Source organism: Snodgrassella sp. M0110 (assembly GCF_016101465.1).
Classification (GTDB): Bacteria; Pseudomonadota; Gammaproteobacteria; order Burkholderiales; family Neisseriaceae; genus Snodgrassella; species Snodgrassella alvi.
Genome location: NZ_JACFQM010000001.1, coordinates 230,955 through 245,699, shown reverse-complemented (window position 1 = coordinate 245,699; position 14,745 = coordinate 230,955). Strand labels below are relative to the sequence as shown.

General features: G+C 45.0%; 11 protein-coding genes. All 11 read right to left on the bottom strand.

What is annotated here, in order from left to right; genetic code table 11:
* Positions 1 to 2: 2 nt before the first annotated feature.
* Positions 3 to 2,321, bottom strand: a complete 2,319-nt coding sequence (parC, locus tag H3T84_RS01105; protein WP_198217235.1) for a DNA topoisomerase IV subunit A — start codon at positions 2,319 to 2,321, stop codon at positions 3 to 5.
* A 346-nt stretch (positions 2,322 to 2,667) separates the two neighbouring features.
* On the bottom strand, positions 2,668 to 3,846 hold the full coding sequence (gene ftsZ / locus H3T84_RS01100; protein ID WP_025331232.1) for a cell division protein FtsZ: 1,179 nt from the start codon (positions 3,844 to 3,846) through the stop codon (positions 2,668 to 2,670).
* Positions 3,847 to 3,960: 114 nt separating this feature from the next.
* Positions 3,961 to 5,196: a cell division protein FtsA gene (gene ftsA / locus H3T84_RS01095; RefSeq protein WP_025331233.1), complete on the bottom strand. Its 1,236-nt coding sequence runs from the start codon at positions 5,194 to 5,196 to the stop codon at positions 3,961 to 3,963.
* Between the two features lie 42 nt (positions 5,197 to 5,238).
* Positions 5,239 to 6,015: a cell division protein FtsQ/DivIB gene (locus H3T84_RS01090; protein WP_078475693.1), complete on the bottom strand. Its 777-nt coding sequence runs from the start codon at positions 6,013 to 6,015 to the stop codon at positions 5,239 to 5,241.
* Positions 5,999 to 6,910 (bottom strand): D-alanine--D-alanine ligase, encoded by a 912-nt coding sequence (locus tag H3T84_RS01085; protein ID WP_084585940.1) that lies wholly within the window; start codon positions 6,908 to 6,910, stop codon positions 5,999 to 6,001. The genes H3T84_RS01090 and H3T84_RS01085 overlap by 17 nt, the downstream gene beginning before the upstream one ends.
* Positions 6,911 to 6,975: 65 nt before the next feature.
* Positions 6,976 to 8,388, bottom strand: a complete 1,413-nt coding sequence (murC, locus tag H3T84_RS01080) for a UDP-N-acetylmuramate--L-alanine ligase (protein WP_232346074.1) — start codon at positions 8,386 to 8,388, stop codon at positions 6,976 to 6,978.
* Between the two features lie 78 nt (positions 8,389 to 8,466).
* Positions 8,467 to 9,534 carry an undecaprenyldiphospho-muramoylpentapeptide beta-N-acetylglucosaminyltransferase gene (gene murG, locus H3T84_RS01075; RefSeq protein ID WP_198217233.1) on the bottom strand — a complete coding sequence of 356 codons (1,068 nt, stop codon included), beginning with the start codon at positions 9,532 to 9,534 and terminating at the stop codon, positions 8,467 to 8,469.
* Between the two features lie 37 nt (positions 9,535 to 9,571).
* Entirely contained in the window at positions 9,572 to 10,726 is a 1,155-nt protein-coding gene (gene ftsW, locus H3T84_RS01070) for a putative lipid II flippase FtsW (RefSeq protein WP_025331238.1), read from the bottom strand.
* Positions 10,723 to 12,069 (bottom strand): UDP-N-acetylmuramoyl-L-alanine--D-glutamate ligase, encoded by a 1,347-nt coding sequence (gene murD, locus H3T84_RS01065; RefSeq protein ID WP_198217755.1) that lies wholly within the window; start codon positions 12,067 to 12,069, stop codon positions 10,723 to 10,725. The genes ftsW and murD overlap by 4 nt, the downstream gene beginning before the upstream one ends.
* Positions 12,070 to 12,133: 64 nt before the next feature.
* On the bottom strand, positions 12,134 to 13,219 hold the full coding sequence (gene mraY / locus H3T84_RS01060; RefSeq protein WP_025331240.1) for a phospho-N-acetylmuramoyl-pentapeptide-transferase: 1,086 nt from the start codon (positions 13,217 to 13,219) through the stop codon (positions 12,134 to 12,136).
* Between the two features lie 150 nt (positions 13,220 to 13,369).
* Complete coding sequence (murF, locus tag H3T84_RS01055) at positions 13,370 to 14,728, bottom strand: UDP-N-acetylmuramoyl-tripeptide--D-alanyl-D-alanine ligase (protein ID WP_084565513.1); 1,359 nt, start codon at positions 14,726 to 14,728, stop codon at positions 13,370 to 13,372.
* Positions 14,729 to 14,745: the final 17 nt, after the last annotated feature.

Below are 14,745 nucleotides of genomic sequence, written 5' to 3'. Positions count from 1 at the left end.
GTTTAGTTTCCGTTATCCAGATCACCATAGATGGCAACGATTTCACCCGAAACGCTTAATTCCTTACCTTTATGTCCGCGTTTATTAAGAATATCCTGAACGCGTAAGGTTTCCTGATAGCGTCCGCCACGTTTTCCCTGAGTCTCCAGTTTAAATTCCGATTTATTTGTCAGAGTAAGATAAAGCAGTTTCTCATTAGCCGGTAAACTCATAATTTGCAGACCGCGGCCTTTAGCCATCACTTTCAATTCATGTAATGGAAAGGCCAGCAGGCGATTGGCACTGGAAATGGCAATAAGTTGAGTCTGCCCGTTTACAGACAGGCAGGCAGACGGTACAGGAAGCGGCGGCAGCAATGTCTCATCACTATTAACTGTCATAACAACTTTACCGTTTTTAGTACGGCTGACCATATCTTTAAATGCAACCACAAATCCATATCCGCCACTGTTACTCAGTACATAATGCTGTTGCGGCAAGGCACTGAGCATAGCTACAATTCTGGCACCTTTATCTAAATCAACCAATGAACCTGCAGGCACACCATCACCACGTCCGCCCGGAATACTGGCAGCATCCACACTATATGCTCGCCCGTGCGAATCGAGTAAAACTACCGGCCAAACTGTACGTCCCTCTACTGCCTGAAGCAGACCGTCACCTTCCTTAAAAGTAGTCTGGCTTAAATCCAGATTGTGTCCGACACGCGTTTTCAGCCAGCCCTTCTGTGACAATACCAGCGTAACTGGTTCATCTGCAGTAGTTCGGGTAAGCGAAGCCCGCTCTGCCGGCTGTATCAGTGTACGCCGGTCATCTCCATAGATTTTGGTATCAGACTCAATTTCTTTGATAATTAGTCGTTTTTTAGCTTTATCATCTTCCAGAAGGGTGGTTAACTGATCACGTTCCTGCTGTAGTTTATTCAGTTCTGTTTCCAGTTTAATCCATTCCAGTCTGGCCAGCTGACGTAAACGGATTTCAAGAATATCATCCGCCTGTATCTCACTTAAACCGAATGCAGACATCAATTCATTTTTGGGTTCATCTGATTCACGGATAACCCTGATGACTTCATCAATATGAAGAAATGCCGTTTGCCGCCCATGTAAAATATGAATACGTTTTTCCACCTGTTCCAGACGGTATTGCAAACGCCGGGTTACAGTCAGTATCCGAAAATCCAACCATTCACGCAGAATCTGATATAAATTCTTTTGTGCCGGTTTATTATCCCGCCCCATCATAACCAGATTGACCGGCACATTCCCTTCCAAACTGGTTTGTGCCAGCAAAGTATTCATAAATTCTTCAGGTTGAAGACGACTGGATTTCGGTTCAAACACCAGACGCACTGGTTCCTGACTATCTGATTCATCACGCACCCGCTCAAGCAGTGATAGCATTAATGTGCGCGTATTCTGCTGTTCCTGAGTGAGATTTTTTTTACCGGTTTTCGGTTTGGGATTAGTCTGTTCTTCTATCTCAGCCAGAATTTTTTGCGCAGAAGTACCGGGAGGTAACTCCGTGACAATAGCCCGCCAGTGTCCGCGTGCCAGTTTTTCAATTTCATAACGGGCACGTACACGTATACTGCCTTTACCCTGTGCATAAATTGCCTGAATATCCTCTGGTGCAGTAATAATCTGACCACCACCGGCAAAATCAGGACCGGGTAAATACTGCATTAAGGCTGCCGAATTCAGCTCAGGCTGTTTCAACAGAGCCACAACAGCTGCACTGACTTCGCGCAAGTTATGTGAAGGAATTTCAGTTGCCAGACCTACTGCAATACCTGAGGCGCCATTAAGCAATATCATTGGCAGGCGTGCCGGTAATACAGAGGGTTCAGCAGAGCTGGCATCATAATTGGGCACAAAATCCACAGTACCCATATCGATTTCCGATAGCAGCAATTCAGCAATTGGTGCTAAACGAGCTTCGGTATAGCGCATAGCTGCTGCGCTGTCACCATCACGTGAACCAAAATTGCCAATACCGGTAATCAGAGGGTAACGCAAGGTAAAATCCTGCGCCATCCGAACCATAGCATCATAAGCAGATAAATCACCATGCGGATGATATTTACCTAGTATCTCACCAACCACGCGGGCAGATTTTACCGGTTTGGCACCATGAGCCAGCCCCATATCTTTCATAGCATACAAAATGCGTCTCTGAACCGGCTTCTGCCCGTCAGCCACATCCGGTAATGCCCGCCCTTTTACCACACTCATGGCATACGCAAGGTAAGCACGTTCTGCATACTGACCAAGTAACAGATGATCATCACTGCGGTCTGATTGTTGAATAGATTCACTCATACTTATTCTGACTTAATTAAATTCTTCTGTGGAACAGATTATCTAAGCTACCTATTGTAAAGGATTTTGCTTTTATACCCAAAACTACTGCTTTTGGTTTGATGAAATAACAAAACAGAAATTCATGTTATAAAAACCATTATCATTTCAGTAAAATATTGTTGGTTTTTATACAACACAACTTTTCAGAAATTGCATTTTTTCTAAAGAATAAACTTTTTTATCTAACTTTTTAAAAAAATTTTCTTATGCCGGCAATATATCGTATTTAAATTATATATATTGATTTTAAAAATAAAAAAGCTGTCCGGAGCTTAGCCCGGACAGCTTTAATAACTTTAATCAATTAATCAGCTTGTCGGCGAATGACTGCCGGAATTTCGAAGTCATCCAGCACAGACTGATTTGAGAAATCAGCAGCAGCCAGATTCATCCCGCGTGCACTGCGTCCTGAACGTACCACACTTCCGATATCCGGATAGGCATCTTCTGTACCAGTGGCTTGTACGGTTTGCAAAACACGCAAACTGCTCGGCTGCTGGTGATGTAAAACTTTCTGTTCCTGCAATCCGGTTGCAATAATGGTTACGCGGATTTCGCCTTCTTCCATACTGGCATCTTCAGAAGTACCGTATTTCAGGGCGGCATCATCATGTGCATATTCATCAATCATGCACATAATTTCTTTGTATTCAGACATTTTCAGGCAGCCTGGTGCGGTAGTAATATTAACCAGCACACCCTGTGCGCCATCCAGAGTCACATCATCCAGAAGCGGGCTGGCAATAGCCTGTTCTGTAGCAATACGGGCACGGTCAACACCATGTGCACTGCCTGACCCCATCATGGCCATACCCATAATACTCATGACATTTTTCACATCGGCAAAATCCAGATTAATGATACCCGGATTAGTAATGACCTCAGCAATTCCGGCTACTGCATTACGCAATACATTGTCTGCCGCACGAAAAGCCTCACGCATACTTACATCTTCACCCAGTGCTGACATTAATTTGTCATTTGGAATCACAATGAGTGAATCAACGGTATTTTTAAGAATCTCAATCCCGTTATTAGCAACGTGAATACGTTTACCTTCATATTCAAACGGACGGGTAACAACAGCAACAGTCAGAATACCCATCTCTTTTGCCAGTTCTGCAACTACCGGAGCCGCACCTGTACCTGTACCCCCCCCCATACCAGTGGTGATAAACAGCATATTCGCTCCGCGAATAGCATCAGATAATGCTTCGCGGTCTTCCATTGCGGCGTTACGGCCAATTTCCGGATCGGCTCCTGCGCCGAGACCACGGGTGAGATTATTGCCCAGCTGAATGCGTTTAGATGCTTTACTGTTTTGTAAAGACTGTGCATCAGTATTGGCACTGATAAACTCAATACCGGCAACCGCATTTTCCACCATATTGTTAATAGCATTACAGCCACCACCGCCGATACCAATGACTTTGATAACTGCAGCACCGACTACCGTCTCCACAACATCATATACCAATTGCATTTATGTCTCCTGACAAAACCTATGCATAAACGTCATCTGCCCTTGTATAGCTATCATTATATAGACAGTTATATACAATGCGCAAAAGTTCTGTCATTTAATGTTTGAGTTTAGTTAAAAATTGTTCTTAAACCAAGTCTGTAATTTTTTAAGCCATGAATCTTTCGGTTCAGAAGCTGCTGCCACAGGCATGTCTGTTTTGTTTTCTTCTTCACAGGCAGACTGTAACAGACCAATAGCAGTAGCATAACGCGGATTGCGAATCCGTTCTGAGACACCACCCATTTCCTGCGGCACACCAATTCGGGCTGGCAGATTAAATACATCCTCTGCCAGCTCGACCATTCCGGGTAATAATGATGCTCCGCCGGTAAGAACTATGCCTGAAGTCAGCACATCCTCAGGAAAACCGGAACGGCGCAATTCATTCAGTGTCAGTTCCAGAATCTCTTCCACGCGCGGACCAATTACACTTGCCAGTGTCCGACGCGAAATCTGGCGCGGATTACGGTCGCCCACACTGGGCACTTCAATCATATCATCAAGACCGTCCATGGTTGCCAGTGCCACTCCATGATTGATTTTGATGTATTCAGCTGCACTGTGGGGTGTACGCAACGCTTGTGCCAGATCTTTGGTAATCAAATCCCCTGCCACCGGAATAACGGCTGTATGCCTGATAGCTCCATTAGTATATACGGCAATATCTGTCGTGCCGCCGCCGATATCAATAACACAGACACCCAGATCTTTTTCATCTTCAGTCAGTACTGCCTGACCACTGGCCAGTGGCTGTAATATCATTTTATTGATTTGCAAACCACAGCGATTGACACACTTCTGGATATTCTGCATCGCTGTTACAGCACCGGTAATAATATGTATGCGCGTGTCTAGACGAACCCCGCTCATGCCAATGGGTTCACGCACACCCGGCTGATTATCAATAATAAATTCCTGCACTACTGTATGTAAAATATCGTGATCCGGCGGGATATTGACAGCTTTGGCTGTTTCAATTGCACGATCAATATCAGCCTGACTCACCTCTCCGTCCTTGATTTTAACCACACCTTGTGAATTGAAACTGCGAATATGATTACCTGCAATACCGGTTGTTACACAGTCTACCTGTACATCAGCCATCATCTGCGCTTCTTCCATGGCCTGCTTGATTGCTTGTGCAGTGGTTTCAATGTTGGTCACCATACCTGCTTTCAAACCGCGCGACGGGGCCTGTCCTAAACCAACAATGTGGATTTCATTATCTTCCTGAACCTCACCAATAAGAGCGATTACTTTTGAAGTGCCGATATCCAGTGCACTGATGTATTTTTTACCTTTAACCATGGTCATCACTTTAAAATCAAATAATCAATCGGTCTGTCCGGATCAATCCAGATTTGCTTCATACTGATCCGCCACTTCAGATGCATTTACTGTTCTGGTACTTGCAGCTGAATTAGCCTTATTTTTGTACCGTAACGCAAAACCATCCGGATAACGCAAATCTATATAATCGATATTACTGGCCTGTTTCTGTAAAACCTGTGGCCATGCCCAGACAAAATGAGCCAAACGCTGTTCTACCTTTTCCCGCCCCAGTTTCAGGGTAATTCCGTTGCTTAAGGTCAGCTGCCAGGCAGAACGATTACTTAACTGCAACTGCTGAATATGCAGACCTGTTGATTGCAACAAATTTTCGAATGTTAACAAATGTACGGTCATGTAGCGAGCAGAACCGCTGCTTCCAACAAATACCGGCAGCTGCTCATGAACTACTGCATTAAATATCTGTCCGTCAGTATCCACCAGCTGCTGGTCATTCCAGCGTGCAACAGGGTCCCGTTCCCTGATGTCTAACTGTACCGTATCCGGCCAGATTCGTTTTACCTGTACTTTATATACCCAGGGTAGTTTAGCCAATGCAGATTGTGCTGCACTTACATCCACAGTAAAAATATTACCCTGCAAATACTGTCTGCTGATTTGTTCAATTTCGGCCGACTGCAAATGCTTCAACGGATGTATTACCTGAATTTGCCGGACCGGAAAATATGGTGAATGCACCAGCCAGGATCCGCCTGCTGCCAGCAGGCAGAACAATACACATACATATAACCACCGGTAAAGCCGTTTTAAGGCCTGTGCATTATCCCAAAGTCGCATGACTTAAAATTTCAACACACAAATCTTCAAAACTCAAGCCAATTTCACGTGCAGCTTTAGGCACCAGACTGTGTCCGGTCATACCGGGTACAGTATTAACTTCCAGAATATAGATTGTACCGTCCGCATCACGCAGAAAATCTACTCGCCCCCAGCCCCGACCACCCAATGCTTTAAAAGCACGGGCTGTCAAATCACGCATATACTGCTCATCCGCCGGTGTCAGATCAGCCGGACACAGATACTCGGTATCATCGCGATGGTATTTAGCTTCATAATCATAAAACTCCGTTGCCGGTACGATGCGAATACTGGGCAATACCTGTTCACCAAGAATACCACACGTATACTCACCACCTTCGATTGCACGTTCAGCCAGAATTTCACCATGGTACTGTTTCAGTTGCTGATAAACTCGTGCCAGCTCACCAATCTGCCTGATTTTCACCACACCCACACTACTGCCTTCTGCTGCCGGCTTAACAAATAAAGGTAAACCCAGTTCTTCTTCTACCGCAGCAAAATCACTATCGTCATGCAACACAATAAATGGTACGCAAGGCAAACCAACTCCCTGCCAGACCAGACGACTACGGAATTTATCCATACCCAGCGCACTGGCTGCAACTCCGCAACCGGTGTAAGGAATACCAAATGCTTCCAATGCCCCCTGTACAACTCCGTCTTCTCCATAAGAGCCATGCAGAATATTAAAAGCCCGGTCAAAGCCGGCACTGACCAGTTCAGACAATGGCCGCTCAGACGGATCAAATGCATGTGCATCTATACCTCGGCTTTTCAATGCAGTAAGAATTGATGCACCACTAGCCAGTGAGACTTTACGCTCACTGGAGAAACCGCCCATCAGTACGGCAACTTTACCAAAATCACTCATTGTTTGTCATTAATCCTGTTTTTCTTTTAATAAGAACAGTATGTGAAATAATTAAACTGTAGTCATTATACTGCAGCAGACATTCCGGTAAGCATAGCAGGTACTTTGTTAATACTGCCGGCACCCATATTGAGCAAAACATCACCATCTTGCAAGACATTTAATAACGTGGGCGCCATTTCGTCTACGTTTGCCACATAAATCGGCTCAACTTTGCCTAGCACCCTGATCGCACGCATTAATGCCTTACTGTCAGCCGCCACAATCGGGTCTTCACCTGCTGAATACACTTCTGTTAAAACCACGCCATCAGCTTTACTCAAAACCTGAACAAAATCTTCAAATAAGTCCCGTGTCCGTGTATAGCGATGTGGCTGGAATGCTACGACCAGACGATGCTGAGGATATGCACCTCGTGCAGCAGCTATGGTTGCAGACATTTCAACAGGATGATGACCATAGTCATCAATCAGTAACGCTTCGCCACCATTCGGTAATGCAATCTCACCGTACTGCTGAAAACGGCGACCCACACCTGCAAAACTTTCCAGCCCAAGCTGAATTGCCGATACTGAGACACCAATCTCCAGTGCAATCCCGATGACAGCCAGTGCATTCAGAACATTATGTCGCCCCGGCATATTGACCGTCACACTAAAAGGTTTTATGCCTTTTTTACGCGTATGAACATCAAAATGCATTTGTGCACCATCGGCAACAATATTAGTTGCATATAAATCAGCACTTTCATCCAAACCATAGGTAACAAAAGGTTTCTGAATCAACGGTAAAATCTGGCGCACATGCTCACTGTCAATACATAGAAAGGCTTTGCCGTAAAACGGCATGCGATGCACAAAATCCACAAACGCCTGATGTAGTTTTTCTACATCATGATCATATGTATCCATATGATCGGTATCAATATTGGTAACGACCGTAAATAATGGTGTTAGATACAGAAACGAAGCATCTGATTCATCTGCTTCAGCAACAATATATTCACCTTTACCCAGCTTGGCATTGGTTCCGGCCGCAGTTAACCGACCACCAATAACAAAAGTCGGATCTAACTCTGCTGCTGCCAGTACTGAAGCAGCTAAACTGGTAGTTGTGGTTTTACCATGTGTACCGGCAATGGCAATACCGCGACCAAAACGCATGATTTCAGCCAGCATCATGGCTCGCGGAATTACCGGAATTTTTTGTTCTTGCGCCGCTACCACTTCCGGATTATCTTTTTTAACGGCTGTTGATGTCACTACTACATCTGCACCAGTAATATTTTCAGCATTGTGTCCAGAACAGATACGCACCCCGATTGTCCGTAAATGCCGGGTGGCGGCATTATCAGCCAAATCAGAACCACTTATCTGATAACCTTCATTATGTAAAACTTCTGCAATACCGCACATACCGGTTCCGCCAATCCCTACAAAATGAATATGGCGGATACGGTCTTTCATGTTTTCTTTCATACTTTATAACTTTTCCGGCCAGTCTGAATTGCGATTGACAGCTCGAGTCTGCAACAATTCATCCGGCTCAATCAAAATTTAACGGATACTCGCCAGGGCTGCTGCCGCAACCTTAGCCGCACTGTCAGGCTGAGCCAGCGCACGTGCTTTAATCGCCATGTCTAAACAGCGTTCGCGCGATAAATCGGCCAGCGTAGCCATTAATGTCTCTGCATTCAGATTCGTCTGCGGTAATAATATTGCCGCACCATCTTTAACCATAAACTGTGCATTAGCTGTCTGATGGTCATCTACCGCATGCGGATAAGGCACCAGAATTGCCCCTACTCCGGCGGCGGTTAATTCAGCAATTGTCAGTGCACCTGCCCGGCAAATCACCAAATCGGCATCACGATAGGCTGATACCATATCTGTGATAAATTCAACACATTGTGCCTTTACTGCACACTGAGCATAATTCTGCTGTAACTGTGCCAGTTTATTTCGTCCGGACTGATGCAGCAGTCGCGGACGCTGTTCAGCCGGTAACAAAGCCACAGCCTGCGGCACAATCTGATTCAATACATCAGCACCCAGACTTCCACCAACTACCAGAATATTCAGCTCACCATTTCTACCGTTAAAGCGCTGTTGCGGTAGTGGTAATGCAGCAATATCAGCACGTACCGGATTACCTACCAGTCCGTTTTCATTTGCGAATACTTGTGGAAATGCATACATTACCTGATTGGCAAAATGAGCCAGCACTTTATTAGATAAACCAGCAATCGCATTCTGTTCATGGACAATCAAGGGTAAACCGCATAGCTTTGCGGCTATACCGCCCGGAAAAGTAACAAAACCACCAAAACCGATGACTGCATCTACTTGATGCCTGCGAATAATTTGACGTGCTGCCGCAATGGTATTTAATAAGGTAAAAGGTAGCATTAGCTTACGCTTTAGCCCGTTACCGCGTATTCCTTTGATTGCCAGGGTTTCCAGTGGTATGTCGTACTGCGGAACCAGACGGGTTTCCATTGCCCCGTCACTACCCAGCCAGATAATACGATGACCCTGTGCCTGTAATGCCTGAGCAACTGCAAGCGCAGGAAAAATATGTCCGCCCGTTCCGCCGGCCATGACCATGAAAGTTTTTACACTCATTATTTTCCCGTCAAAACTATCAGAGTTCTGTGATTATTTATACTTTGAATCCACGCATCACACGCCGGTTCTCATAATCCACTCGCAACAGCAAACCCACACTGATTAAAATAATCATAACAGCTGAACCACCATATGACAGTAAAGGCAGAGTCAGCCCTTTAGTCGGTAACAGGCCAATATTCACACCAATATTAAAAAAGCTTTGAATACCCAGCCAGATACCAATACCCTTGGCGACGAAAGATCCATAAAACAACTCTAAATCTCGAGCCTGTTTACCAATGGAAAAAGCACGGACTACCAGCCAGATATAACAAAACATTAATACCAGAATACCGACAAAACCGAATTCTTCTCCAATGACCGCAAGAATGAAATCCGTATGAGCCTCAGGTAAATAAAAACGTTTTTCCAGACTGGCTCCCAGTCCGACACCAAACCAGCCGCCGCGCCCGATTGCCATTAATGAATGCGTAAGCTGATAACCTTTACCCAGGGGATCTGCCCACGGATCAAGAAAACCGGCTACACGTGCCATACGGTAAGGCTCAAACAGCACCAGCATAACCATGGCCAGCAAACCAAAACCTACTACAGCCATAAACCAGCGAAACGGTAAACCAGCCAGAAAAAGCAAGCCTACCGCAATAACAGAAACCACTACAAATGAACCAAAATCCGGTTCCAGCATAATCAGCCCGAGACCAAGTCCTACCGGAATACCTGCAAACCAGACTTTTTTGAATTCTTTCAAGATTTCAGCACGTCTGGTAAAAAAACTGGATAAATACAAAATTATCGCCAGTTTAAAAACTTCGGTAGGCTGGATATTAACCATTCCTACATTAATCCAACGTTTGGCACCGTTAATTTCTCTACCCATTACCAGCACCAGAATCAGCAGCACGATACTGAGCAGCAACACCAGTGGTGTCAGCTTTTTCCATGTTCGCAAAGGAATACGTGCAGCCACACAACCAAGTACGCCGCCGCACAATAGAAAAATAGCCTGACGAATCAGATAAAAATAAGTACTGCCGCCATCATGCTTTGCATACGCAACTGAGGCCGAGTAAACCATGATCAGACTGAAGCTGGCCATCAATACCACCATCCATAACAGTGACTGATCAAAAGTATATCCGCGTCGCAATAGCTTGCGATCCAGCAGACGTGATTCAGTAATCATGCTGCGCTACCCTGCAATTGACGGACGCTGGCAATAAATACCTCACTGCGATGTGCATAACCCTTAAACATATCATAGCTGGCACAAGCCGGACTAAGCAGCACAATATCTCCCGGATGAGCCAGTTCAAAAGCACGTTCAGTAGCGTGCGGCAAATCGTCATAGTACTCTATCGGATAGGAGGCTTGTCCGAGAACTGCACCAAGCTGATGACCATCCACACCAATCAGTAAAACTGCACGTGCCTTATCCTGTAATGCAGCCTGCAACGGAGTAAAATCCTGACCTTTACCCTGTCCGCCCGCAATCAGCACAATAGGTTTATCCAACCCGAGCAATGCAGCACAGGTAGCACCAACATTAGTACCTTTGGAATCATCAATAAATGTCACACCTTTCACTTCGGCTACTTTTTCCACACGATGCGGTAAACCTTTGAAAGTGGGCACATATTGAAGCAATTGTGCACGCGGCAAGCCAATGGCTTCACATAAAGCAAATGCAGCCAAAACATTGGCCGCATTATGTGTACCCTGTAAAGACAGAGCATCACAAGCCAGCAATGGTTCATTACCGGCACACAGCATATCTTTATTCAACCAGAAATCAGTATTATGCTGTAAAGAAAACCATTTCACCGGCCGGTTATTCCGTACCATAGCACGACAAAAAACATCATCGGCATTTAACACTTGTATGGCCTGGCCACGAAAAATCCGGTCTTTGCTATGCGCATAATCCAGAAAATCATCATAGCGATCCAGGTGGTCTTCTGATAGATTCAGCACTGTGGCAGCAGTCGCATTCAGGCAGGGGGTAGTCTCCAGCTGAAAACTCGATAATTCCAGAACCCAGACATCTGCTGCTTTACCTGCGCGCTCCAGATAGGCTTCCAGTACTGGGGTACCAATATTACCTGCCACCACTGTATCAAGTCCGCATCGCGCACATAAAAAACCCACCAGACTGGTAGTAGTGGTTTTACCGTTTGAACCGGTAATTGCAATAATTTTACTGTTACTGCTTTCAAGTAAATCAGCCAGAATAGCCACATCACCCAGTACGACACCGCCGGCACGTTTAAAATCAACAATAGCAGGCTGACGCTGACTGATTCCCGGGCTTAAAGCCAGAATATCAAACTGGTGCTGTTCAAACACTGTTGCCAGCTCTCCGGTATATACGGCAACCAGATGACGCTCAGTTAAAGACTGCAATTGTTCTGCATCAGGCCGGGCATCATAAATAGCTACATCAGCACCTGCCTGAGTTAAAAACTCCAGCATTGAAATTCCGGTACGCCCCAGCCCTGCAACTAAAACCTTTTGATTACGCCAGTCAATCATGGTTAAGTCCTACACTAAATTTAACCCAAATGTATATCGTCTGATCCTGCTTATCTGACTACTAACGGATTTTCAGGGAAGCTAAACCAACCAGTACCAGAATCATGGTAATAATCCAGAAACGTACTACAACCTGAGTTTCTTTCCAGCCTTTTTGTTCAAAATGATGATGAATCGGTGCCATCAAAAAAATACGTTTACGCCGTAATTTATATGAACCTACCTGCAGCATGACAGACATTGCCTCAACAACAAATAAGCCGCCCATAATTACCAGCACAATTTCCTGACGCACAATCACAGCTATCGTACCCAAAGCTGCACCTAAAGCCAGTGCACCGACATCTCCCATAAATACCTGTGCCGGATAAGCATTAAACCACAGGAATCCTAGACAAGAACCACAAATAGCAGCGCAGAAAATCATAACTTCATTCGCACCGGGGACATGCGGCAGCTGCAGATAATGAGCAAATTCAGCATGACCGCTGACATAAGCAAAAATTGACAGACCGGCAGCAACCAGCACAATAGGAAAAGCAGCCAGCCCGTCCAGTCCGTCAGTCAGATTTACTGCATTAGAAGTACCGACAATGACAAAATAAGTCAGAATAACAAAACCAATGCCACCCAGCGGGTAAGTAATTTCCTTGAAAAAAGGAACAATAAAAGTATTTGTAGAGCTTAAGTGTGCCACATAAAACAGCACCAGACCGGCTACCAGAGCCACTACAGACTGCCAGATCATTTTAAATCTGGCTGAAACCCCGTGCGGATCTTTGTAAACTACCTTTTTCCAGTCATCATAAAAACCCAGAGCACCGGTACTCAGCATAACCAGCAAAAGTATCCAGATATAAATGTTGGCCAGATTAGCCCATAATAATGTGGTAACAGTGATAGCCAGTAAAATAAGTGTACCGCCCATAGTTGGTGTACCGGTTTTCACCAGATGGGTTTTGGGACCGTCATCGCGAACAGCCTGCCCTACTTTGAGCTGAGTTAATTTGCGAATCATCCACGGACCGAATGCCAGACTCAGCCCCATGGAAGTCAGTGCCGCCATTACGGCACGAAAGGTAGTATATTGAAATAAATGGAAACCATTTATCCAATAGTGAAAAATTTCTGCTAACCACAACAGCATGGTTGTTTTCCCTTGTCACAGCCAAAGCCATAACCGTTATTAAATAATTTATTGCTATATGAATGATGCATAATCATCCAGATAGCCTGAGCCGGATAAAAACGGCTATTTTAAGTCGTTCAGCACTACTTGACGAGAGTTAGCAATAATTTATTTCTGTGTTATTGCTTGTACTACATCTTCCATATGCATAAACCTTGAACCTTTTACCAGAATGGTAGCTGTCTGCTGATCCCATGCACGTAAATCATCAATTAGTTTGTTTCGATTCGTATAAAATGCATCCGGTACACCATAAGCTTCTGCTGCAAACCGCGCTTCGTCACCAATAAAAAATGCCGCATCAATACCGCGTGCCCGTATATAAGCACCTACCTCTGCATGCAGAGCAGAAGCATTATTGCCTAGCTCACCAATAGCACCCATCACAATAATTCGTGGCGCAGGAAAAGCCGCCAAAACATCGACAGCTGCCTTAAATGCATCCGGGTTAGCATTATAAGTGTCATCAATTACCAGAGCGCCATGCACACTGTGCTTTTGTTGCAATCTGCCTTTAGCATTTTCAAATGATTTCAGTCCCTGTAATGCCGCTAAGGGCAAACCGGCACCCAGAGCAAGTGCACAGGCGGCCACAGCATTATGTACCATATGCAATCCCGGAACCGGTATTTGTAAATTAACCACCCCTTGCGGACTGCACAAATCAAAACAGACACTTAATGGCTGCAGTACAATATTGCCGGCATATACATCACCCTGTTCTGTACCAAAGCGGACACATTGCTTACCTTGCAAAGCTGAAATATAAATATCTGACTGACCATCATCAGTAGGAACAAAACCGGTTCCATTCGCATTCAGCCCCTGATAAATTTCACTTTTAGCACGGGCAATATCAGCAACATTTGAGAAACCGCAGCCGATATGAGCACGCAGTGCGTTGTTAACCAGAGCATAGTCCGGTTTGGTCAGACCAGTTAAATAACTCAGTTCTCCGGTATGATTCATACCCATTTCAATCACAGCATAGCGATGCTGCGGCTTTAACTGTAATAATGTCAGCGGTAAACCAATATGATTATTAAAGTTACCGGCAGTAGCCAGAACCGCACTAGTACCTGCATGATGCCGCAAAATTGTAGCCAGCATTTCTTTTACCGTGGTTTTACCTGCTGAACCGGTAATACCAAACACTTGCAATGCCGGATTAACCTGCATTCGCCATGCCTGTGCCAGCTCTCCCAACGCTTTTTCTGTGTCTGCAACTACCAGACATTTCGCCTTATTTTGCCAGTCTGAGCGACTGACAATACACAACTGAGCTCCCTGAGCGAGCACTTCATCAACAAAATCATGACCATCAAAGCGTTCACCCTTAATGGCTACAAATACATCACCCGGCTGAATCTGACGACTATCAATAACTACCCGTGTGACCGGCTGATTATTATCAGGTAACACTTGTCCAAAAGTCTGATAAATAAAATTAAGATCTAAATTTGACATATTATTAAGCAATTACA